The organism is Streptomyces sp. NPDC057743, assembly GCF_042798755.1.
Lineage (GTDB): Bacteria > Actinomycetota > Actinomycetes > Streptomycetales > Streptomycetaceae > Streptomyces.
In genome coordinates this window covers 1-18,813 of record NZ_JBHVJX010000062.1, presented here as the reverse complement: position 1 = coordinate 18,813, position 18,813 = coordinate 1, and the positions used below count along the sequence as shown (strand labels likewise).

Here is an 18,813-nt window from a genome sequence, read left to right as displayed (position 1 = left end):
CGCCCCGTCTCACAGCCCGGCGAGTTCCCGGGCCCGGGTGAGCAGGTCGACCAGCATGCCCGGGGTGAGCCTGCCGGTGAAGGTGTTCCGCTGACTCGGGTGGTAACAACCCAGCACCCGCAGCTCCCCGCGCCCCCCGACGGCCGGTAGGGTCACCTCCGCGCCGTGGCCGAACACCGGCCGGGGCCGCGGCACCGACCAGCCCGCCGCGCCCAACACCGGCCACAGCGCCTGCCACCCGAACCCACCCAGCGCCACCACCGCCCGCAACCCCGGCGCCAGCAGCCCCAGCTCCGCCGCCAGCCACGGCCGGCAGGCGTCCCGCTCGCCCGAGGTCGGCCGGTTCTGCGGCGGCGCGCAGTGCACCGGCGCGGTGACCCGCACCCCGTACAACTCCAGCCCGTCGCCCCGGTGCGTGGCGGTCGGCTGCGAGGCCAGGCCCACCGCGTGCAGCGCCGCGAACAGGAAGTCCCCGGAGGCGTCGCCGGTGAACATCCGGCCGGTGCGGTTGCCGCCGTGCGCGGCCGGCGCCAGGCCCACCACCGCCAACGCCGCGTCCGCAGGCCCGAAGCCCGGCACCGGACGGGCCCAGTACTCCCAGTCCCGGAACGCCGCCCGCCGCTCCGCGCCCACCCGCTCCCGCCAGGCCACCAGCCGGGGACAGGCCCGGCACTCCACCACCGCGGCGTCCAGCTCCGGCAGCCCGCCGCAGCGCGGCGCCCGCTCGGCCGGATACCCGGGCGCCTGCGTACCGACCGGCGCCCCGCCTCGCTCCCCACGCATCCGCACCCCTCCTCTCCGGGCGCCGCCCATCGGCGCGCCGCCCCCCGGTATACCGGGTCATCCGTCGTCACCCCGCCCGTCGGCCGTGGGCGAGAGCAGCAGCAACGCCACGTCGTCCAGCCGCTCGGCGTGGATGCCGCGCCGGGTGAGGAGGACGTTGGCGACGCCGTCGAGGTCCACCGGCCCCGCCGCGGTGAGGTCGGCGGCCAGCGCCGCCACCCCGTCGTCCAGGTCCGCGCCCGGCCGCTCGACCAGCCCGTCGGTGTAGAGCGCCAGCACCGCACCGGGCGGCAGGGCGACCGTGGTGGCCGTGTAACGGGTCCCGGTCGCCACGCCCAGCAGCATGCCGGGCGGCACCCGCAGCACGTCCGCGCGCCCGTCGGGGTGGCGCAGCACCGGCGGCGGATGGCCGGCGCTGGCCAGCCAGGCCAGGTGGGTGCGCAGGTCGAGGTGGACGTAGAGGCAGCTGGTGAACAGGTCCGGGTCCAGGTCGGCCAGCAGCCGGTTGGTGCGGGCCAGCACCTCGTCCGGGGCCGCGCCGGCCGTCGCGTACGCGTGCACCGCGGTGCGGGCCTGGCCCATCAGCGCGGCGGCCGCCGCGTTGTGCCCCTGGACGTCGCCGATGACCGCGGCCACCTGGTGCTCGTCGAGCCGGATCAGGTCGTAGAAGTCGCCGCCGATGTCCATCCCGCGGGTCGACGGCAGATAGCGCGCGGCGACCGACAGCCCCTTCACCGGCGGCAGCCCGCGCGGCAGCAGCCCCGCCTGCAACTCGTGCGCCAGCTGCTGCTTGGCGTCGTAGAGGAACGCCCGGTCCAGGGCCTGCGCCATCAGCCCGGCCAGCGAGGTCAGCACCTGGCGCTCCTCCGGGGTGAAGGTCCGCGGATGCCGGTAGGCCAGGATGCAGCAGCCGACCGGGCGGCCGGAGACGATCAGCGGCAGCACCGCCCGGGCCGCCATCCCGGTCAGCTTCCCCAGCCCGGGGAACTGCCGCTCGGTCTCCTCCAGGGAGTTGAAGAAGCTCGGCTCGCCGGTGGCCAGGGCGCGCACCGCGGGACTCTGCGCGGCGCTCAACGGGATGCCCTCGAACGCCTCCACGGCCTCCGGCGGGTACCCGCGCTGACCGACGGTCCGCAGCCGGCCCGCCTCCGCCGCGTACATCAACATCGCCTGGGCGCCGAACGCCGGCACGATCTGCTCGGCGAACAGGTCCGTGACGTCCTGGACGCCCACCGTCTCGGTGAGCGCCGCCGCCAGGTGCAGCACGTGGTACATCTGCGTGGCCCGCACTGGCAGCGTCTCCGCCGGCCAGCGCGCGGCCGGGTCCTGCTCCTCGTCCGCGGCGCCGAACCACACGCTCACCCCCCGCCCGTCCGGGAACAGCCGGAACGTCAGCCACTGCTCCGGCGGCCGGCAGGCGGTGAACGAGGCGGGGCGGCGGCTGAGCACCGCGGCCCGACACCGGTCCTCGAAGACCGGGCCGCCGAGCCACGGCAGCGCCTCCCACGGCCGCGCGCCCAACAACTGCGCCGGCCCCGCGCCCAGCAGCTCCGTCGCGCCGGTGCTGAGCATCGTGATCCGCCCCTCCAGATCGAGCGCACAGCCGCCGCCCGGCAGCCGCTCCACGAAGTCCACTGCGGCCCGCGCCTCGTCCGGGCCGGTGATACGGGCCGGGGGCCTGGGCACCACCAGCGGCCCGTCCGGGCTCCGCCCCACGGGCAGCAGCGCGGCCAGCCGCCGACAGGCGCCCGCGAACGCGGCGCGCTCGGCGGGCGACAGCTCCGGCGCGTGCCCGGCCGGCCACAACAACACCGCCGCGCCCCGGCACCCGGACCCGTCGTCCAGCGGCGCCGCACCCAGCGCGAAGTCGTACGGCAGCGCCACCGCCGTGCGGGGAAAGTCCCGGGCCAACTGCTGGTGGCCGGCCGCCCACACCAGGCACTGCCGGCGCGCGGCCACCGCGACCGGGATCGGCGCCGCCAGCGCGATCCGGCGCCACGGGGCCAGCACCGGCGGCGGGAGGCCGCTCAGCGCCATCAGCCGCAGCACCGGGGCGTCCGGGGCCAGCTCGTAGACCATGGCGGCCGAGGCCCCGGTGTCCGCCATCGCCCGCAGCAGCTCCTGACCCAGCGAGACCTCCCCGGCCCCACGGGTCGTCGTCACGGCGCACCTGCCCACAGCCACGGCACAGTGCTGACGTTACGCCGCCGGGCGTCGACCAGCAGTCCCGCCGGAGACCGCGGGCGGGCGCCGGGCACCGGCCCGGTAGGCCCGCGCCCGCGCCCTCACTCCGGCTGCTGCGGCCGCCAGGTCGCGGTGACCGTCAGGGACGCCCGACCGGTGGCCCCGACGATGCCCAGCTTGAGGTCCTGGCCGATCTGCACCCCGAACTGCACCGACATCTCGGGCGGGAGCCGCTCGGCGGCGGTGACCGCGTCATGGATCTCCTGGAGCAACTGGCCCAGCGGGTGGAGCGTGGTGCGCAGCGCGGCCGCGACGGGCGCCTTCCCCAGCCCGAGGACGGCGGCCTGAGCGGCCTCGGGCGGACCGGGCGCACCCTGCGCCGGCGCGAGCTCCAGGCGGATGGACGTCCCATCGGCGAGCGTGAGTTCAGCGTGGTTCGGCACGGTCCCCATTGTGCCGATCGCCCGCGATCAAGCGGGGGTGAACGGGCCGAACACCGGGACCGCGCGCTCAACTCCCGTGCGTAGCAAGGTCGCTACGCTCCGCGAGGGAGGGGGGTGGGTTCGGCCCACGCCCCCACCCCACGCCTCGGCCCCCTCCTCGCCCTCGGTTTGGCTAAGGCGCCCGCCGCTACGTAAAGTTCCGCCGAAGCTCGAACAGGGTTTGAGGGCCGGAGGCGGCCGGCCTGGCGAGACCGTACGAACCCAGGAAAGCGGCAGCGGCGATGACGGTGACCGAAGAAGGCCGGGCCGAGGGCGTAGGCATCGACGCGGAGCGGATGGCGATCTGCCTCGGCGTCTTGGAGGAGCTCGACACCCTGCCGCTGGACCACCCCGACGCGATCGCCATACGGCGGGCCACCGCCGGCGTCTTCCGTGAGGTCAAGCGCCGCCGCCGGCAGGAGCGCCGGGCCGCCAAGACCGCCCACGACAAGTCCGTCACCGAGGCCACCGCCACCGGCGCCGCGGACCGGATCGACGACGAGACGATGGGCCGCGCGCTGGCCAGTTCGGTGACCACGGAGCTCGCCGGCATCCTGGAGCGGCCCCGCTCCTGCTACGTCTGCAAGGACCGGTACGTCGAGGTCGACGCGTTCTACCACCAGCTCTGCCCGTCCTGTGCGGAGGAGAACCGGGCCCGCCGGGAGGCCAGGACGGACCTCACGGGGCGGCGCGCGCTGCTCACCGGGGGCCGCGCCAAGATCGGCATGTACATCGCGCTCCGCCTGCTGCGGGACGGCGCGCACACCACCATCACCACCCGCTTCCCCAACGACGCGGTCCGGCGCTTCGCGGCGATGCCCGACAGCGCCGAGTGGCTGCACCGACTGAAGATCGTCGGGATCGACCTGCGCGACCCGTCGCAGGTCCTCTCGCTCGCCGAGTCGGTGCGCGCCGAGGGCCCGTTGGACATCCTGATCAACAACGCCGCGCAGACCGTGCGCCGTTCACCCGAGGCGTACCGCAAGCTGGTGGAGGCCGAGTCCGCGCCGCTGCCCGCGGGGGAGTTGCCCACCCCGGTCATCCTGGGCCGCTTCGGCAGCGGCGCCCCCGAACTGCCCGCCATAACGGCCGGCGAGGCCGACCGGATGACCGCCGAGCACCTCACCGCCCTTGCCCTGACCAGCGGTTCGGCCTCGCCGGCCCGGATCGAGGCGGGCACCGCGATCGACGCCGGCGGGCTGGTGCCCGATCTGCACGCGCGCAACAGCTGGATACACAAGGTGGACGAGGTCGACCCGGTGGAGCTGCTGGAGGTCCAGCTCTGCAACATGACCGCGCCGTTCCTCCTGGTCAGCAAGTTGCGTCCGGCGCTGGCCAGTTCCCCGGCCCGGCGCAAGTACGTGGTCAACGTCTCCGCGATGGAGGGCCAGTTCAGCCGCGGCTACAAGGGGGCCGGCCACCCGCACACCAACATGGCCAAGGCCGCGCTCAACATGCTCACCCGCACCAGCGCCCGCGAGATGCTGCAGACCGACGGCATCCTGATGACCGCGGTCGACACCGGCTGGATCACCGACGAGCGCCCGCACCCGGAGAAGATGCGCCTGGCCGACGAGGGCTTCCACGCCCCGCTGGACCTGGTGGACGGCGCGGCCCGGGTCTACGACCCGATCGTCCGCGGCGAACAGGGCGAGGACCTGCACGGCTGCTTCCTCAAGGACTACGCCCCGTCCCCGTGGTGAGCCCCCGACGGCCGCCGCACCGGGGCGGCGCCACGCGGCTCTGGGCGGCGTCCCGCCGGGCCCGGCGGAGATCATCGGGTCGTACCCTGGTGGGGTGACCACGACCGCATCCGGCTCTGGCTCCGGGCTCGACTCGCACGACGTCCGGCGCATCGCGCTCTCCCTCCCGCAGACCGTGGAGAAGGAGGCGTGGAGCATGCCCACCTTCCGGGTCGCCGGGAAGATGTTCCTGACCGTGCCCGACGACGAGACCTCGTTCGCGGTGCGGTGCCCCATCCACGAGCGCCGCGAGCTGATCGCGGCGGAGCCGGAGAAGTTCTGGGTGCCGCCGCACGAGGCGAGTTCGCACTGGGTCCGGGTGCGGCTGGCCGCCCTCGACGACCGGGACGAGCTCCGCGACATCCTCGTCGACTCCTGGAAGCAGGCGGCCCCCGCCGAGCTGGTCGCGGCCTACCTCACGACGGGCTGAACTCCCCGTCCGGCACCAGCACCGCCGCCCCCTGGACCCGGTCGCCCGCGAGGTCGGCGAGCGCCTCGGGGGCGCGGCCCAGCGGATACCGCACGGTGCTGACCCGGATGCCGATGCGCGCGGCGGTCTGGAGGAACTCCCGCCCGTCGCGCCGGGTGTTGGCGGTCACGCTGCACAAGTTCCGCTCGTAGAAGAGGTGTTCCTGGTAGTCGAGCGGCGGGACGTCGGTGAGGTGGATGCCGGCGACCGCGAGCGTCCCGGAGCGGTCCAGCGCGGCCAGCGCCACCGGCACCAGCTCACCCACCGGCGCGAAGAGGATCGCCGAGTCCAGCGGTTCGGGCGGCCGGTCGTAGGCGTCGCCGACCGACACCGCGCCCAGGGCGCGGGCCAGTTCGCGCGCCTGCGGGGACCGGGTGAGCACATGGACCCGGGCCCCCTCGGCCACCGCGACCTGGGCCGCCAGGTGGGCCGAGCCACCGAAGCCGTAGATACCCAGCCGCCCGCCCGGTGGGAGCGCGGACCGGCGCAGCGCCCGGTAGCCGATGATCCCCGCGCAGAGCAACGGGGCCAGCGTCTCGGCGCCTTGGGAGTCGGGCAGCGGGTAGGCGTAGTCGGCCGGGAGCAGGGTCAGGTCGGCGAAGCCGCCGTCCGTGTCCCACCCGGTGTACCGCGAGGCGGGGCAGAGGTTCTCGGCGCCGGACCGGCAGTAGCGGCACGTGCCGCAGGTGGCGCGGAGCCAGGCGCCGCCCACCCGGTCGCCGATGCCGAAGCGGGTCACCGCCGGATCCGCGGCCACCACCCGCCCCACGATCTCGTGTCCCGGTATGGTGCCCGGCCGGTGCGGCGGAAGATCACCCTCAGCGAGATGCAGATCCGTACGACAGACACCGCAAGCCTCCACCCTCACCAGCAGTTCCCCGGGGCCGGGCGCCGGAACGGGGCGGCGCACCGCCGTCAGCGGCCCCGAGGCCATCGGCCCCGGCCGCTCAACGGCCCACCCGGACAACGTCTCCGGGCGTCCGGCGCCCGCCATACCCCCAGCCTCCCGCCGGCCCGGCACCCCGGCAAACGCGGTGCCGCAGGTCCTGGCCGGATCGCGCGCGGCCAACTTCTACAGTGATGTAGATTTTCGCGAGCGTGCGACGGCGGCGGCCGTTCACCGGGCGTCCCCGAGGCAACGGTGCCGGTACCGGTGGCGTCCTTGTCCATGGCGTCCATGGCGTTCATGGCATCCATGGCGCCCGTGGCCGACGACCGCCCGTCCGACGACCGCTTACCCAACGACCGCCGTACACAACGATCTGGGTACGCAACGACCCGCGTACCCACCACCGAGGAGAGGATGTCCCGTGGGCATCATCAGTTGGATCGTGCTCGGGCTCCTGGCCGGGGCGATAGCCAAGTTCCTGCTTCCTGGACGCGACCCCGGCGGGCTGGTGGGCACCACGCTCATCGGCATCGCCGGTTCGTTCATCGGCGGTTGGCTGTCGGCGAAGTTCCTGCACCGGCCGATCGCGCACAACTTCTTCGACGTCGCGACCTGGGTCGCGGCCATCGCCGGTGCCCTGGTCCTGCTCATCATCTACCGACTGTTGTTCGGTAATTCCCGCGACTGAGCGCGCGCCGGCCGGCCGTCAATGATCAACTCCGTCCCGGTATGTCGGCTTTCCGCGTGACGAGGATCGCGGATTTGTCGACGGAATCCGGAACTGCCGTGCCGGCGCGTCCGTTTCCAGGGGAGACCGACATATGGGGAATCAGATGAGTGTGAACTTGAGCAAGGGCCAGAAGGTCAGCCTGAGCAAGGCCGACGGCGGCTCGCTGAGCGTGGTCCGGATGGGCCTGGGCTGGCAGGCCGCGCGCCGCAAGGGCTTCCTGGCCCGGCTCACCGCCCGCGAGATCGACCTCGACGCCTCGGCCGTGCTCTTCGCCGGCCAGCAGCCCGTCGACGTCGTCTTCTTCAACCACCTGGTGAGCGAGGACGGTTCGGTCCGGCACACCGGCGACAACCTCGTCGGCGGCGCCGGGGAGGGCGGCGACGACGAGTCGATCCTGGTCGACCTCCAGCGGGTCCCGGCCCACATCGACCAGATCGTCTTCACCGTCAACTCCTTCACCGGGCAGACCTTCCAGGAGGTGGAGAACGCCTTCTGCCGCCTGCTCGACGACGCCAACGGCCAGGAGCTGGCCCGCTACACCCTCTCCGCCGGCGGCTCGCACACCGCCCAGATCATGGCCAAGGTCTTCCGGTCGGGCGGCGGTTGGGAGATGGCCGCGATCGGCGCGCCCGCCCAGGGGCGGACGTTCGAGGACCTGATGCCCGCGGTCGCCGCGCATCTGTGAGGCGCCCGGCCACGACGGTGCGACGCCGCCGAGGGGCTTCCCTCGGCGGCGCGCCTCAGGGGGAGTCGGGCGTCGACGGCCCGGTGAAGCCCGGCCGGCCGTAATCCGGGCCGGCGAAGTCGGGGCTGGCGAAATCCGGGCTGGCGAAGTCGGGCGAGCTGAAGCCCGGGCCGTCGGCCGGTGCCGGACGGCCCTCGCCCGCGCCGCCGGCCACGCCGGCCGCGGCCGGGCGCGGCAGTGCCGGGCGCTCGGCGGCCCGCGCACCGCTCTCCGCGGCGTCGATCCGGCCGAGCAGGAACGGCGTGATCCCCCGCTCCAACAGGGCCAGTTGCCAGACCTCGTGCGCCCGGGCGGCCGCCGGGTCGGACTCGGCAAAGGCGTCGCCGGCGCGGTTGCGGGCGGCCGTCACCAGCAGCCAGATCAGCCCGACCAGGGTCGCCACGACGGCCACGCCGGCGGCCGTCCAGCCCGCCGTGATCAGGTTGTCGGCCAGGGAGGACGGGGCCACGGCGCGCAGCCCGAAGCCGAACAGCAGGAAGACGGCCGCGGCGGTGGTGGCCAGGCCCGGTATCAACACCCCCAACGCGGGCAGCAGTCCACCGCTCCGGGAGGTCGTGCCGGCGCCGGACGGCGAGGGGACGATGCGGGCGCGCGCGCCGGCCGAGGCGGTGCGCAACCGGACCAGCTCGCGGTACTCCGCGGCCGCCGCGGCGGCCAGGGTGTCGCGGGACCGGAGCGCCGCGCTGCGCAGCTGCTCGGCGTTGACCGAACCGGTGGTGTGGGACAACGCGGCCCTGAGATCCGGGGAGTTGAGGGCCTGGTCCAGGGTGCGCTCGAAGGCGAGGGCGTCCTGGGTCGTTAAGCGGTCGTTGTGGTGCACGTGTCATCCCCGATGGGTTGAGGGTCAATTGCCCGGCGGCCCGGCCCGCTTGCCGGCCGCGTCGCCCGGACGGTGAACGGGGGGCGGCCACCGCTCAGACAACGCGGCGCGCTCCATGATGGTTCCCTGATTGCGCAATCCCTAAAGTGTTGGTCATGGACGAAATGAACGTGGTGCAGGGCGCGATGACGGATGCGGCGCACTGGGAGACGGCCGTGCTGACCGGGGGGCCGGCCGACGGGGTGCGGCTGCAACTGACCGGCCGGCCGAGCGTGCTCCAAGTAAGCCATCCCTGCCGGGTGGAGAGCGCACCGGAGGGCATGCAGATCGCGGCGCTGCACATCTACCGCCGCGACCTCAAGGTGAAGAGCGAGCCCCTGCGGTACGGCTTCGACGGGGTGAGCCCCTGAAGCCGGGTGGGTGCGCCAGGGGCGTCCCGGCTTCAGTGTGCGGGGTTCGGGCCGGCCTCCTGGTGCGTGGGGGCGGCGGCCGGTCGCTCGGCGGTGCCGGCCGGGCCCGGCGCCGTCCCGGGGGGCGCGCCGGCCGTGCCGCCGGAGGCGGTGCCGGTCGCGGCGGCGCCGGGTGCCGAGTGGATCGTCCGCGGCGCCTCCGTCGACTCCTGCGGGCCGGGGGCGTAGGTCGCGGTGGGCGGCGTCCCGTCGTCCTCCCGCATCGCCTTGGTCTCGCTCTTGAGGATGCGCAGCGACTTGCCCAGTGCGCGGGCGGTGTCCGGCAGCTTCTTGGAACCGAAGAGGAGGATCACCACGAGCGCCACGATCAGTAGATGCCAAGGTTCCAGTCCGTTGCGCAGCATCGCTGCCACCCTTCTCTCGTTGTCACCACGGTCGGTGTGTGCGGCCGGTCTCGCGGGGACCGGGCCCACATTTCACTTGCTACATTGCGCAACTGTATAACCCTGGGCAGGGGGGATCCGTCTGCCGTCGGGAAATCGCACGGACGAGGGTGCACACGTGACACGCAGCCACAGGGCAGGAGGCGCACGCGAGGGCGGGGACGGGGCCGGGCGGGGGCGGCGCGGGCCCGACGCGGTCCGCACGGCGGCCGCGACGACCCTCTCGCTCCTGTTGCTGCTGGTCGCCGGCGCCGGCTGGCTCTACCTCCAGCTCAACGGGGACATCACCACCTTCGGCGCGGACGGCCTCAGCCGGGACCGACCCGCCGCCGGCGCCGGCGGCAACAACGTCCTGGTCATCGGCTCCGACTCGCGCTCCGGCGAGAACCGCAGACTGGGCGGCGGCACCGGCGACGTGGGGCGCTCCGACACCGCCTTCCTGCTCCACGTCTACGGCGACGGCCGGCACGCACTCGCGGTCTCCTTCCCCCGGGACGCGCTGGTCGCCATCCCGCCCTGTCGGATGCCCGACGGGACGTGGACGCCCGCCAGGTCGGCCGCGATGTTCAACTCCGCGTTCACGGTGGGCGGCACGGCCAAGGGAAACCCCGCCTGCACCCAGAACACCGTGGAGCAACTGACCGGACTGCGCGTCGACCACACCGTCGTCGTCGACTTCGCCGGCTTCGCCGCGCTGACCACGGCCGTCGGCGGGGTGCCGGTCTGCGTGCCGCGGGACGTCTACGAGGGCGACCTCAACCCGCACCGGGGCGCCCGCGGCGCACTGCTCTTCCCCCGGGGGCCGCAATCCCTCTCCGGACAGCGGGCGTTGGACTACGTCCGCCTGCGGCACGGCATCGGGGACGGCTCCGACATCGGCCGGATCAAGCGCCAACAGGCGTTCACCGCCGCGCTGATCAAGAAGGTCAGGTCCCGCGGCATGAACCCCTCCACGCTGCTCCCGCTGGCCCGGGCCGCGACCGCGGCCCTCACCGTCGACCCCGGGCTGGGCTCCGCTGACCGGCTCCTGGCCTTCGCGCTGTCGATGAAGGACGTCGACCTGCACGACACCAAGTTCCTGACCGTGCCCTGGCGTTACCAGGGTGCCCGGGTCGCGGTGGTCCACCCGGACGCCGACCGGCTCTGGGCCGACCTGCGCGCCGACCGCACCGTCGACGGCCAGGACGCCGGCAGCGGCCCGCACCACGGCGCACGGGAGGACCACAAGGCCGCCGCCCCGACGCCGGCGGCACCGACCGCGGCCGGCGTCGCCGTCGCGGTCTACAACGGCACCTCCGTCTCCGGGCTCGCCGCGCACGCCGCCGCCCAACTCCGAACGGCCGGCTACACCGTGACCCGCACCGCCACCGCCGCCGCCCAGCAGTACGCCACCACCGTCGTCGCCTACGGTCCCGGCCAGCAGGAGCAGGCGCAGGGCGTCGCCCGGCAGTTCGCCGGCGCGGTGCTCCGGCAGGCCGCCGCGCCCGGCATCAGCGTCACCCTCGGCCGGGACTACGCCGACGGCCCCGCCACCCCGCCGGCACACCTCGGCGGCGCGGCGCGCTCCGCTGCGGACGACCCGTGCGCCGATCTCTCGTACGGTTAGCGCCAGCACCGGCACCCTACTTATCCCCCATGTCCCCCATGTCACCACGATGTTGAGGAGAAGATCAGCCCATGTCAGTCCTTGGCCGGCACTCGCCCGGCGCGATGCCCAGAGCCGTTCCCGGCGCCCTGCCCAGGGTCCTGGCCGGATTCCTGCTGGCGGCCCTGGCGCTGCTCGGCACGGCGGTGGCCGTGCCGCAGCCGGCGCACGCCGCGGGCGGCGGCCTGGACGCCGTCGCCGAGGCCCTCAAGAAGAGCCCGGTGTACGTCGATCCGCGGGTCCGCGACCAACTCCCGGACGCCGACCGGAAGGCCCTCGCGCAGAAGATACTGGACGCCGACAAGCCGGTCTTCGTCGCCGTCCTGCCCGACGCCCCCGAGTTCCCCCAGAAGACCCTGATGCGGGACCTGCGCACCAAGGTCGGGATCACCGGCGTCTACGCCGTCCACCTCGGCCCCAACGGCTTCAACGCCGGCGCCGACGGCCAGGTCCTGCCCCGCAACGCGGTGAACAACCTCAAGACCGCGGCGCGCGACTCCCACCGCGGCGACACCAAGGCCATGGTCACCGAGTTCGCCCAGCAGGCCGCCGCCCAGGCCCGCGGCGCGGCGCCCACCTCGTGGAACGAGGGCGCGGGCGCCGGCGGTTCGGCCACCGGGCTGCTGGTCGGCGGCGCCGTGGTGGTCGCCGGCGGCGTCGGCGGCTACGCCCTCTTCCGCCGGGCCAAGAAGCAGCGCGAGGAGCGCGAGCGCGCCGAACTGGAAGCGCTGCGGGTGGTGGTCGACGAGGACATCACCGCCTTCGGCGAGGAGTTGGAGCGGCTGGACTTCACCCCGTCCACGCCCGGCGCCACCGACGCCATGCGCGCGGACTACAGCAGTGCCCTGGACGCCTACGACCTCGCCAAGACGAAGATGGCCGAGGCCCGCCGCCCCGAGGACGTCCGCCCGGTGACCGAGGCCCTGGAGGACGGCCGGTTCGCGCTGGCCACCCTGGCCGCCCGCCGCACCGGCGCCCCGTTGCCCGAACGCCGGCTGCCCTGCTTCTTCGACCCGCGGCACGGCCCCTCCACCACCGACGTCCAGTGGGCCCCGCCCGGCGGCGCCCCGCGCCCGGTGCCGGCCTGCGCCGCCGACGCGACCCGGCTGGCCGACGGCCTGGAGCCGATGTCCCGCACCGTCCAGACCCCGGGCGGCCGACAGCCCTACTGGGACGCCGGACCGACCTACTCCCCGTGGGCCGGCGGCTACTTCGGCGGCGGCAGCGTGCTCACCGCCATGGTCGCCGGCACCGTGCTCGGCTCGATGCTCAGCGCCCCGAGCGCATACGCCGACTCCCCGTCGTTCCTGGGCGGCCCCGAGGGCGGCACCGACTCCGGCGCCGACTTCAACCCCGGGGACTTCGCGGGCGGTTTCGGCGACGGCGGCGGCTTCGACGGCGGAGGGTTCGGCGGCGACGACTGGTGAGCCGGCCCAGCCGTTAGCCGTGTCCTACGAGGGCGGGCCCGCGGATCACACCTGCGATCCGCAGGGCACGCCCTCGGGCGCGTCCGCACCGCGTTCCCGGCGCGCGTACCGGGTGCGCGCGAACGCCAGCGCCGCCCCGTAGAGCGTCAACACGACCGAGAGCAGCAGGTAATACAGCGGCGGCGGGGCCGACATGGCCAGCACCGGGGCCAACGGGGAGACCGGCAGCAGCAGTCCGACCACCGCCAGCGCGGTCACCGCCAGGTGGACCGGACCCACCGTCCGCCCCTCCGCGGCCCGCCGCCCGGTGCGCAACAGCAGCATCACCATCCCCTGGGTGAGCAGGTTCTCGGTGAACCACCCGGCGTGGAACATCGTCGGGCTGTCCACCCCCGCGGTGGCCCGCGCGGCGAGCGCCAGCACCCCGAACGTCGCCAGGTCAGCGGTGGCGTTGAGCACGCCGAACGCGGTGATGAAGCGCAGGAACACCCGCGGTCGCAGCACCGCGGGCCGCCGCGCCGCGCCCGCCGCCGGCCGGTCGAAGGCGAGCGAGAGCTGGGCCGCGTCGAAGCAGAGGTTCTGCACCAGCACCTGCGCCGGCAGCATCGGCAGGAACGGCAGCAGCAGCCCCGCCGCCAGCATCGCGATCACGTTGCCGAGGTTGGACGACAGCGTGATCCGCAGATAGGCCGAGATGTTGCCGCTGGCCAACCGGCCGGCGGTGATCGCCCGCTCGATCGCGGTCAGGTCCTTCTCGGCCAGCACCACATCGGCGCCCTCCCGCGCCACCGGCACCGCATCGCGCGGGCAGATCCCGACGTCCGCCGCATGCAGCGCCGGCAGGTCGTTGACCCCGTCGCCGAGGAACCCGGTGGTGTGCCCGGCCGCGCGCAGCGCCGTGACAATCCGGGCCTTGTCCTGGGCCGTGCAGCGCGCCACGACCGTGGCCCGCCCGACCGCCTCGGCCAGCGCCGGCCCGTCCAGCCCGGCCAACTGGCCGGCGGTGAGCACCTCGCCCGGCGCCAACCCCAGATCCCGGCAGGCCCGGTCCGCGGTGCCGGGATGGTCGCCGGTGAGCACCTTCACCGCCACCCCGCGCTCGGCCAACACCCGCAGCGCGTCCGCCGCCGACGGCGCCAGCGCATCGCTCAGCGCCACAAAGCCGAGGAAGGTCAACCCCCGCACGTCCGCGTCGGTGTACGCACCGAGCCGGGGGCGGCGCTCGCCGCGGGCCACGGCCAGCAGCCGCAGACCACCGTCCGCCTCCGCCGCAGCCCCCTGCAACAGCCGCTCCCGGGCCGCCGCGTCCAGCGCCACCTCCCGCCCGCCGGTCCGCAGCCGCCCGCACCGGGCCAGCACGTCCTCCACTGCGCCCTTGACGACCAGGCTGTGCGAGCCGTGCTGCCCCGGGCGGCGGACCACCGCCGTGGACGTCCGCACCGCCGGGTCGAACGGCAGCGCCGCGATCCCGTCGAACTCCAGCGGGTCCGCGCCCATGTCGTCGGCGGCCGTCAGCACCGCCTCGTCCAGCGCGTCCGGGACCGGCAGTTCGGCCAGTTCGATGGTCCAGAAGCTGTTGACCGCCGCCCAGCGCAGCACCTCGGGATCGGGCGCGCCGCCCGGGTCCACCGACCGCACCACGACCGGCCGGTCCTGGGTGAGGGTGCCGGTCTTGTCCAGGCACAGCACGTCGATCGCGCCCAGGTCGTGCAGCGCCGGCAGCCGCTTGACGATCACCCCGCTGGTCCGGGCCAGCAGCGCGGCGCCGCGGGCCAGCGCGGTGGTCACGATCACCGGCAGCATCTCCGGCGTCAGCCCGACCGCCACCGCCACCGCGAACGGCAGCGTCTCCAACCCCCGCCCGCGCAGCGCCGCGTTGGCCATCAGCACCAGCGGCGGCGTCAGCAGCATGAAGCGGATCAGCGTCCAGGCGATGCCGTGCACCGACCGGTCGAAGGCGGTCTCGCCGCGCCGCCGGGCCCGCTCGCGGTAGGCCGCGGCGAACCGGGTGTCCCGACCGGTCGCCACCACCAGGCCGGTGCCGCTCCCGGTGGCCACGCTGCTGCCCTGGAAACACAGGTGCGGTGGCTCCTCCCCGTCCCGCTCCGCGTCGGGCGGGGCGTCCAGGGCCCGCTTCGGCACCGGCGCGGACTCCCCGGTCAACGCCGCCTGATGCACCGTCAGTCCGTTGGCGCGCAGCAACCGCACGTCCGCCGGGACCAGATCGCCCGGCCCCAGCCGCACCACGTCCCCGACCACCAACTGGTCGACCGGGACCTCCCGCACCTGCGGCGGCGCCTCCGTATCGGCCCGGCGCTGCACCGACGAGGTGGTGGCGACCAACTCCCGCAGCGCCGCCATCGCCCGGCCCGCCTGGTGCTCACCGCCGGACCGCAGCGCGCAACTGACCGCCACCAGCGTCATGATCACGCAGGCGGTGCCCCACGAGGCGACGGCCGCCGAGACCAGCGCCAGACACAGCAGCACCGTGGTGAACGGATCGCGCAGCGCCCCCAGGAACCGCCGCGGCCAGGACACCGGCCGCCACGACGGCACGGTGTTCTCCCCGTGGCGCGCCAGCCGCTCCTCGGCCTCGGCCTCGGTCAGCCCGCGCGGCCCGCTGTCCAGCCGCCGCATCAGCTGCAACGACGTCAGCGCCGCCGACTCCTGTGCCCCGGCACCGCCCGGCGGCCCCACCGGGCCCGCGCACACCGCCTCGGCATCCGGGGGCACCGGGCTCGCCCCCGACACGGCGGTGGTCTCAGGCACCGAGCCGGCGCAGGCGGGCCGGTGCCGGGGGTGCGTTGCGGGCGGCGAGTTGGGTGACGAGGGTGCGCATCACGGCCACGGTTTGCGGGTCGTCGACGAAGTAGACGACGCGGCGGCCTTCGCGGCGGGAGCGGACCAGGCCGGCGAGTTTGAGTTTGGACAGGTGTTGGCTGATGGCGGGCAGGGCCCCGCCGACGCGTTCGGCCAGGCCGCTGACGTCGCTCTCCCCTTGGGCCAGTGCCCAGACGATGTGCAGCCTGGGGGGCGAGGCCAGCAGGCCGAACACCCCGGCCGCCTCGGCCAGCACCTCGGCGGACGGATCGGCCATCGCCTCCCCCTCGATACTCCTCACCACTGCCGCACTCCGTCCTCCCGCGCCCCTTGCACCGGAGCGCCCAGTGTAGGCGGCGCGCCGGATCCGCCGGCAGGCCGAAGCCGGCTGACGATCGGCGCGCGCGCAGCGCCCGGCCGGCCACCTGCCCGCATGATGGCGGAGCCCCACCGGCGCCCCTCCCACCCCGCGAGGTCTGATCATGGACGAGAGCCGGTCCCTGCCGGACGCCCGGGCGGTACGGACGGTCCCGGCGCCCGCCCGCGCCGACCGCCGGCCTACCCCGGAACCCCGGCCCACACCCCGCCCCCGCCCCTGGCTGGCCCTCACCGGCGCCGCGTTCGCCCTCCTCCAACTCGTCCTGGTGGTCCCCGGGACCGGCCTGGGCTGGGACGAGACGGTCTACGCCAGCCAGGTCGCCCGGGACGTGCCGGCCGCCTTCTTCAGCGCACCCAGAGCCCGCGGCATCACCTACCTCATCGCCCCCGTCGCCGCGGTGACCCCCGACGCCACCGCCCTGCGGATCGCCCTCGCGCTCCTCTCCGGCGCCGGGCTGTGGTGGGCGCTGCGAGTCTGGCGGCCGCTGCTGCCCACCCGGGTACTGGCCCTCGGCGGCGCCCTCTTCGCCACCCTCTGGATCACCCTCTACTACGGCCCCCAGGTCATGCCCAACCTCTGGTCCGCCTACGGGGCGCTCGCCGCGACCGGCTGCTTCCTGCGCGCCGTCCAGGACCGCGGCGACCAACGGGCGCTCGCCGGGCTCCCGTTGGCCGTCGCGGTCGTCGCGCTGATGCGCCCGCCGGACGCGGTCTGGCTCGTGCTGGTGCCGGCCACCGCGGCGCTGCTGGTGCCCCGTTGGCGGCGCCCCGCGCTGGTCCCGTTGATGGCCGCCGGGCTGCTGCTGGGCGCCGCGGACTGGCTGATCGAGGCGTACGCCCACTACGGGGGCCTGCTCGCCCGGCTGCACCGCGCCGCCGAGATCCAGGGCGGCATCGGCTGGCACCCCGCCGTCGGCGCCCAGATCCGCAGTCTGGACGGGCGGGGGCTGTGCCGGCCCTGCGACATTCCCTGGACCCACCCCGTCACCGCGGTGTGGTGGTTCGCGCTGCCGCTGCTGACCGCCGCCGGCGTGCTGGCCGCCCGACGGGCCCGGCGCACCGCCACCGCCGTGCTGCCGGCCGCCGTCGCGGCGGCGACCGCGGTGCCCTACCTCTTCCTCGTCGACTACGCCGCGCCCCGCTTCCTGCTGCCCGCCTACGCCCTGCTGGCGCTCCCGGTGGCCGACGGCCTGTGCCGGCTGGCCGCCCCCGAGGGCCGACTCCGGCCGCGCCCCGCGGCCCTCCTCGCCGTCGCGCTCGCCGTCCACCTCGTCGTCCAACTCGCCGTGCTCACCGGCAACACCGCCCGCAACCGCCACATGCGCCGGGACTTCACGGTCGCCGCCGACGCCCTGCACGCGCTCGGGGTGCGCCCGCCCTGCGTGCTCTCCGGCGACCACGCCGTCCAACTCGCCTACTACGCCGGCTGCGCCTCCCGACAGACCGCCGGACCCGACGCCGGCACCACCCCGGAACGCCTGGCGGCCGAGGCCGCCCGCCGACCGGTGGCGCTGCTCGTCCCGCCGGCCGTCGCCCCGCCCACCATTGCCTGCGGCTGGCGGCCCGCGACTTTGCCTGACGTTGCCAGCTTTCGCGGCTACCGCGTCTATCTCTCGCCGCACGTTGTTGGCTTTCCCGCCGGTCCGCTGCGCTTGGCGGGCCTCCCACGTTGTTGGCTTTCCCGCCGTGGCGCCTGCGGCGCGGGCGTTGATCCGCTGCGCGGGGCTGTCGGCTGCGGTGACGGGCCTCCGGGGGCGGTATGCCAGACTGCTTCGCTTTACGTCTGGCCTACCGCCCCCTCCGACCCGTCCCCTCCCGTGGGTGGGGGAGTAGAGAGAGACCCAGATTCTTGTCCGATCGTTGCGCCCGTCAACCACTCTGGCGCTGTCGGGCATGGCGACGGCCACCCTCCGTGACGGTTGGAGGGTGGCCGTGGGGCTTGGGTTGGCGGTTAGTGCGTCGCTTTGAGGGTCCGCTTCGTGAGCGGGGTCCGCTTCTTGACTTTGGTGTCGCACGAGTCGGCCAAGATGTGTGCGACATCTTCGGTGGCTTCGGCCAGTGGTGCCTGAACGGCTTTCCGTGCCCGTTCGATGATCTCGCGGTCAAGTGGACTACCTACCGTGCATTGACCCTCGGCAGTCTCGTGGAAGTCGCGGCGGGTGAAGGTTCGTTCCGTGACCAGATCAAGAACCATCTGGTCTACGTGGGGCCGTGCGACTTTCACCAGATCTAGAGCCATGCTGTGCGACTTGTGTTCCTTGGGGCGGTGCAACAGCCCCAGTTCCGTGTCAAGCCCTAGTGTCCTGAGTCGGGGATTCGTTTGCAGTATGCGGCGACTTTGTCGAGGATTTCGTCGGCGGTCTTGGTCCAGGTGAACGGCCGTGGGTTGTCGTTCCAGTCGGTTAGCCAAGCACGGATGTCGCGTTCGAGGGCCTGGACGGAGCGGTGGACTCCGCGCCGCAACTTCTTGCTGGTCAGCTCGGCGAACCATCGTTCCACCAGGTTCAACCACGATGATCCGGTAGGCGTGAAGTGCAGGTGGAAGCGGGGATGGGTCAGCAGCCACTTCTTGATCGCTGGTGTCTTGTGGGTGGCGTAGTTGTCCAGGATCAGGTGCACCGCAAACTGGGTGGGAACTTCCTTGTCGAGTTTGGTCAGGAACTTCTTGAACTCAGCGGCACGGTGGCGGCGGTGGAGTGAGCCGATCACCTTGCCGGTGGCCACCTCCAGGGCGGCGAACAAGGTCGTGGTGCCGGCACGGACGTAGTCGTGGCTGCGGCGTTCAGGCACCCCGGGCATCATCGGCAGCACTGGCTGCGAACGGTTCAGTGCCTGGATCTGCGACT

17 protein-coding genes and 1 pseudogene are annotated in these 18,813 nt (G+C 74.2%); 8 read left to right on the top strand and 10 right to left on the bottom strand.

Annotated elements, in window-relative coordinates:
- Window positions 1-9 precede the first annotated feature (9 nt).
- From ACFVFQ_RS36685 to ACFVFQ_RS36675, 3 genes are all read right to left on the bottom strand, one after another.
- Complete coding sequence (locus ACFVFQ_RS36685; protein ID WP_383424719.1) at window positions 10-783, bottom strand: uracil-DNA glycosylase; 774 nt, start codon at window positions 781-783, stop codon at window positions 10-12.
- Window positions 784-840: 57 nt separating this feature from the next.
- Window positions 841-2,889, bottom strand: a complete 2,049-nt coding sequence (locus ACFVFQ_RS36680) for a SpoIIE family protein phosphatase (RefSeq protein WP_383424739.1) — start codon at window positions 2,887-2,889, stop codon at window positions 841-843.
- Window positions 2,890-3,068: 179 nt separating this feature from the next.
- The gene (locus ACFVFQ_RS36675) at window positions 3,069-3,410 is read right to left on the bottom strand and encodes a CU044_2847 family protein (RefSeq protein WP_383424717.1); all 342 of its coding nucleotides are present in this window, start codon (window positions 3,408-3,410) and stop codon (window positions 3,069-3,071) included.
- A 281-nt stretch (window positions 3,411-3,691) separates the two neighbouring features.
- Between ACFVFQ_RS36675 and ACFVFQ_RS36670 the strand changes: the two genes are divergently transcribed.
- Both ACFVFQ_RS36670 and ACFVFQ_RS36665 read left to right on the top strand, forming a co-directional pair.
- Window positions 3,692-5,152: an SDR family NAD(P)-dependent oxidoreductase gene (locus tag ACFVFQ_RS36670; RefSeq protein ID WP_383424715.1), complete on the top strand. Its 1,461-nt coding sequence runs from the start codon at window positions 3,692-3,694 to the stop codon at window positions 5,150-5,152.
- A 94-nt stretch (window positions 5,153-5,246) separates the two neighbouring features.
- A complete protein-coding gene (locus ACFVFQ_RS36665) occupies window positions 5,247-5,621 on the top strand; it encodes an MmcQ/YjbR family DNA-binding protein (RefSeq protein WP_383424713.1) in 375 nt (124 codons plus the stop codon).
- Here the strand turns inward: ACFVFQ_RS36665 and ACFVFQ_RS36660 are convergent.
- The gene (locus ACFVFQ_RS36660; protein ID WP_383424711.1) at window positions 5,608-6,654 is read right to left on the bottom strand and encodes a zinc-binding alcohol dehydrogenase family protein; all 1,047 of its coding nucleotides are present in this window, start codon (window positions 6,652-6,654) and stop codon (window positions 5,608-5,610) included. The genes ACFVFQ_RS36665 and ACFVFQ_RS36660 overlap by 14 nt on opposite strands.
- 316 nt (window positions 6,655-6,970) lie before the next feature.
- On the opposite strand from ACFVFQ_RS36660, the gene ACFVFQ_RS36655 reads away from it, so the two are divergent.
- The gene (locus ACFVFQ_RS36655) at window positions 6,971-7,237 is read left to right on the top strand and encodes a GlsB/YeaQ/YmgE family stress response membrane protein (protein ID WP_274911722.1); all 267 of its coding nucleotides are present in this window, start codon (window positions 6,971-6,973) and stop codon (window positions 7,235-7,237) included.
- A 145-nt stretch (window positions 7,238-7,382) separates the two neighbouring features.
- Window positions 7,383-7,964, top strand: coding sequence for a TerD family protein (locus ACFVFQ_RS36650; protein WP_383424708.1), 582 nt, complete (start codon window positions 7,383-7,385; stop codon window positions 7,962-7,964).
- 55 nt (window positions 7,965-8,019) lie between these two features.
- Here the strand turns inward: ACFVFQ_RS36650 and ACFVFQ_RS36645 are convergent, their stop codons facing one another.
- Window positions 8,020-8,844 (bottom strand): hypothetical protein, encoded by an 825-nt coding sequence (locus tag ACFVFQ_RS36645; protein WP_383424707.1) that lies wholly within the window; start codon window positions 8,842-8,844, stop codon window positions 8,020-8,022.
- A gap of 155 nt (window positions 8,845-8,999) precedes the next feature.
- Between ACFVFQ_RS36645 and ACFVFQ_RS36640 the strand changes: the two genes are divergently transcribed.
- Complete coding sequence (locus ACFVFQ_RS36640; protein ID WP_383424705.1) at window positions 9,000-9,254, top strand: hypothetical protein; 255 nt, start codon at window positions 9,000-9,002, stop codon at window positions 9,252-9,254.
- Between the two features lie 140 nt (window positions 9,255-9,394).
- On the opposite strand, the pseudogene tatA reads toward ACFVFQ_RS36640, so the two are convergent.
- Window positions 9,395-9,658, bottom strand: a pseudogene (tatA, locus tag ACFVFQ_RS36635) (Sec-independent protein translocase subunit TatA); the annotation flags it as partial.
- Window positions 9,659-9,815: 157 nt separating this feature from the next.
- On the opposite strand from tatA, the gene ACFVFQ_RS36630 reads away from it, so the two are divergent.
- Together ACFVFQ_RS36630 and ACFVFQ_RS36625 are read left to right on the top strand one after the other, a co-directional pair.
- Window positions 9,816-11,303: an LCP family protein gene (locus ACFVFQ_RS36630; RefSeq protein ID WP_383424703.1), complete on the top strand. Its 1,488-nt coding sequence runs from the start codon at window positions 9,816-9,818 to the stop codon at window positions 11,301-11,303.
- A gap of 71 nt (window positions 11,304-11,374) precedes the next feature.
- Window positions 11,375-12,769 carry a hypothetical protein gene (locus ACFVFQ_RS36625; RefSeq protein WP_383424701.1) on the top strand — a complete coding sequence of 465 codons (1,395 nt, stop codon included), beginning with the start codon at window positions 11,375-11,377 and terminating at the stop codon, window positions 12,767-12,769.
- Between the two features lie 45 nt (window positions 12,770-12,814).
- Here the strand turns inward: ACFVFQ_RS36625 and mgtA are convergent, their stop codons facing one another.
- Window positions 12,815-15,538, bottom strand: coding sequence for a magnesium-translocating P-type ATPase (gene mgtA, locus ACFVFQ_RS36620; RefSeq protein ID WP_383424699.1), 2,724 nt, complete (start codon window positions 15,536-15,538; stop codon window positions 12,815-12,817).
- Window positions 15,531-15,866 carry an ArsR/SmtB family transcription factor gene (locus tag ACFVFQ_RS36615; RefSeq protein WP_383424737.1) on the bottom strand — a complete coding sequence of 112 codons (336 nt, stop codon included), beginning with the start codon at window positions 15,864-15,866 and terminating at the stop codon, window positions 15,531-15,533. Before ACFVFQ_RS36615 ends, mgtA begins: the two co-directional genes overlap by 8 nt.
- A 205-nt stretch (window positions 15,867-16,071) precedes the next feature.
- Here ACFVFQ_RS36615 and ACFVFQ_RS36610 point away from each other — a divergent pair, with 205 nt between their 5' ends.
- Window positions 16,072-17,883 carry a hypothetical protein gene (locus ACFVFQ_RS36610; RefSeq protein WP_383424697.1) on the top strand — a complete coding sequence of 604 codons (1,812 nt, stop codon included), beginning with the start codon at window positions 16,072-16,074 and terminating at the stop codon, window positions 17,881-17,883.
- A 35-nt stretch (window positions 17,884-17,918) separates the two neighbouring features.
- Here ACFVFQ_RS36610 and ACFVFQ_RS36605 read toward each other — a convergent pair whose 3' ends face one another.
- Window positions 17,919-18,239 carry a CRISPR-associated endonuclease Cas1 gene (locus tag ACFVFQ_RS36605; protein WP_383424695.1) on the bottom strand — a complete coding sequence of 107 codons (321 nt, stop codon included), beginning with the start codon at window positions 18,237-18,239 and terminating at the stop codon, window positions 17,919-17,921.
- 23 nt (window positions 18,240-18,262) lie between these two features.
- Window positions 18,263-18,813 (bottom strand): IS630 family transposase (locus tag ACFVFQ_RS36600; RefSeq protein ID WP_383424693.1); only part of this gene is annotated, 551 nt, incomplete at its 5' end.

Excerpts from the sequence above, each read along its gene's own strand:
- ACFVFQ_RS36640 (WP_383424705.1), top strand. The coding sequence starts at position 9,000 with ATGGACGAAATGAACGTGGTGCAGGGCGCGATGACGGATGCGGCGCAC.
- ACFVFQ_RS36685 (WP_383424719.1), bottom strand. The coding sequence starts at position 783 with ATGCGTGGGGAGCGAGGCGGGGCGCCGGTCGGTACGCAGGCGCCCGGG.
- ACFVFQ_RS36660 (WP_383424711.1), bottom strand. The coding sequence starts at position 6,654 with ATGGCGGGCGCCGGACGCCCGGAGACGTTGTCCGGGTGGGCCGTTGAG.
- ACFVFQ_RS36650 (WP_383424708.1), top strand. The coding sequence starts at position 7,383 with ATGAGTGTGAACTTGAGCAAGGGCCAGAAGGTCAGCCTGAGCAAGGCC.
- ACFVFQ_RS36670 (WP_383424715.1), top strand. The coding sequence starts at position 3,692 with ATGACGGTGACCGAAGAAGGCCGGGCCGAGGGCGTAGGCATCGACGCG.
- ACFVFQ_RS36680 (WP_383424739.1), bottom strand. The coding sequence starts at position 2,889 with ATGGCGGACACCGGGGCCTCGGCCGCCATGGTCTACGAGCTGGCCCCG.
- ACFVFQ_RS36615 (WP_383424737.1), bottom strand. The coding sequence starts at position 15,866 with ATGGCCGATCCGTCCGCCGAGGTGCTGGCCGAGGCGGCCGGGGTGTTC.
- ACFVFQ_RS36610 (WP_383424697.1), top strand. The coding sequence starts at position 16,072 with ATGGACGAGAGCCGGTCCCTGCCGGACGCCCGGGCGGTACGGACGGTC.
- ACFVFQ_RS36625 (WP_383424701.1), top strand. The coding sequence starts at position 11,375 with ATGTCAGTCCTTGGCCGGCACTCGCCCGGCGCGATGCCCAGAGCCGTT.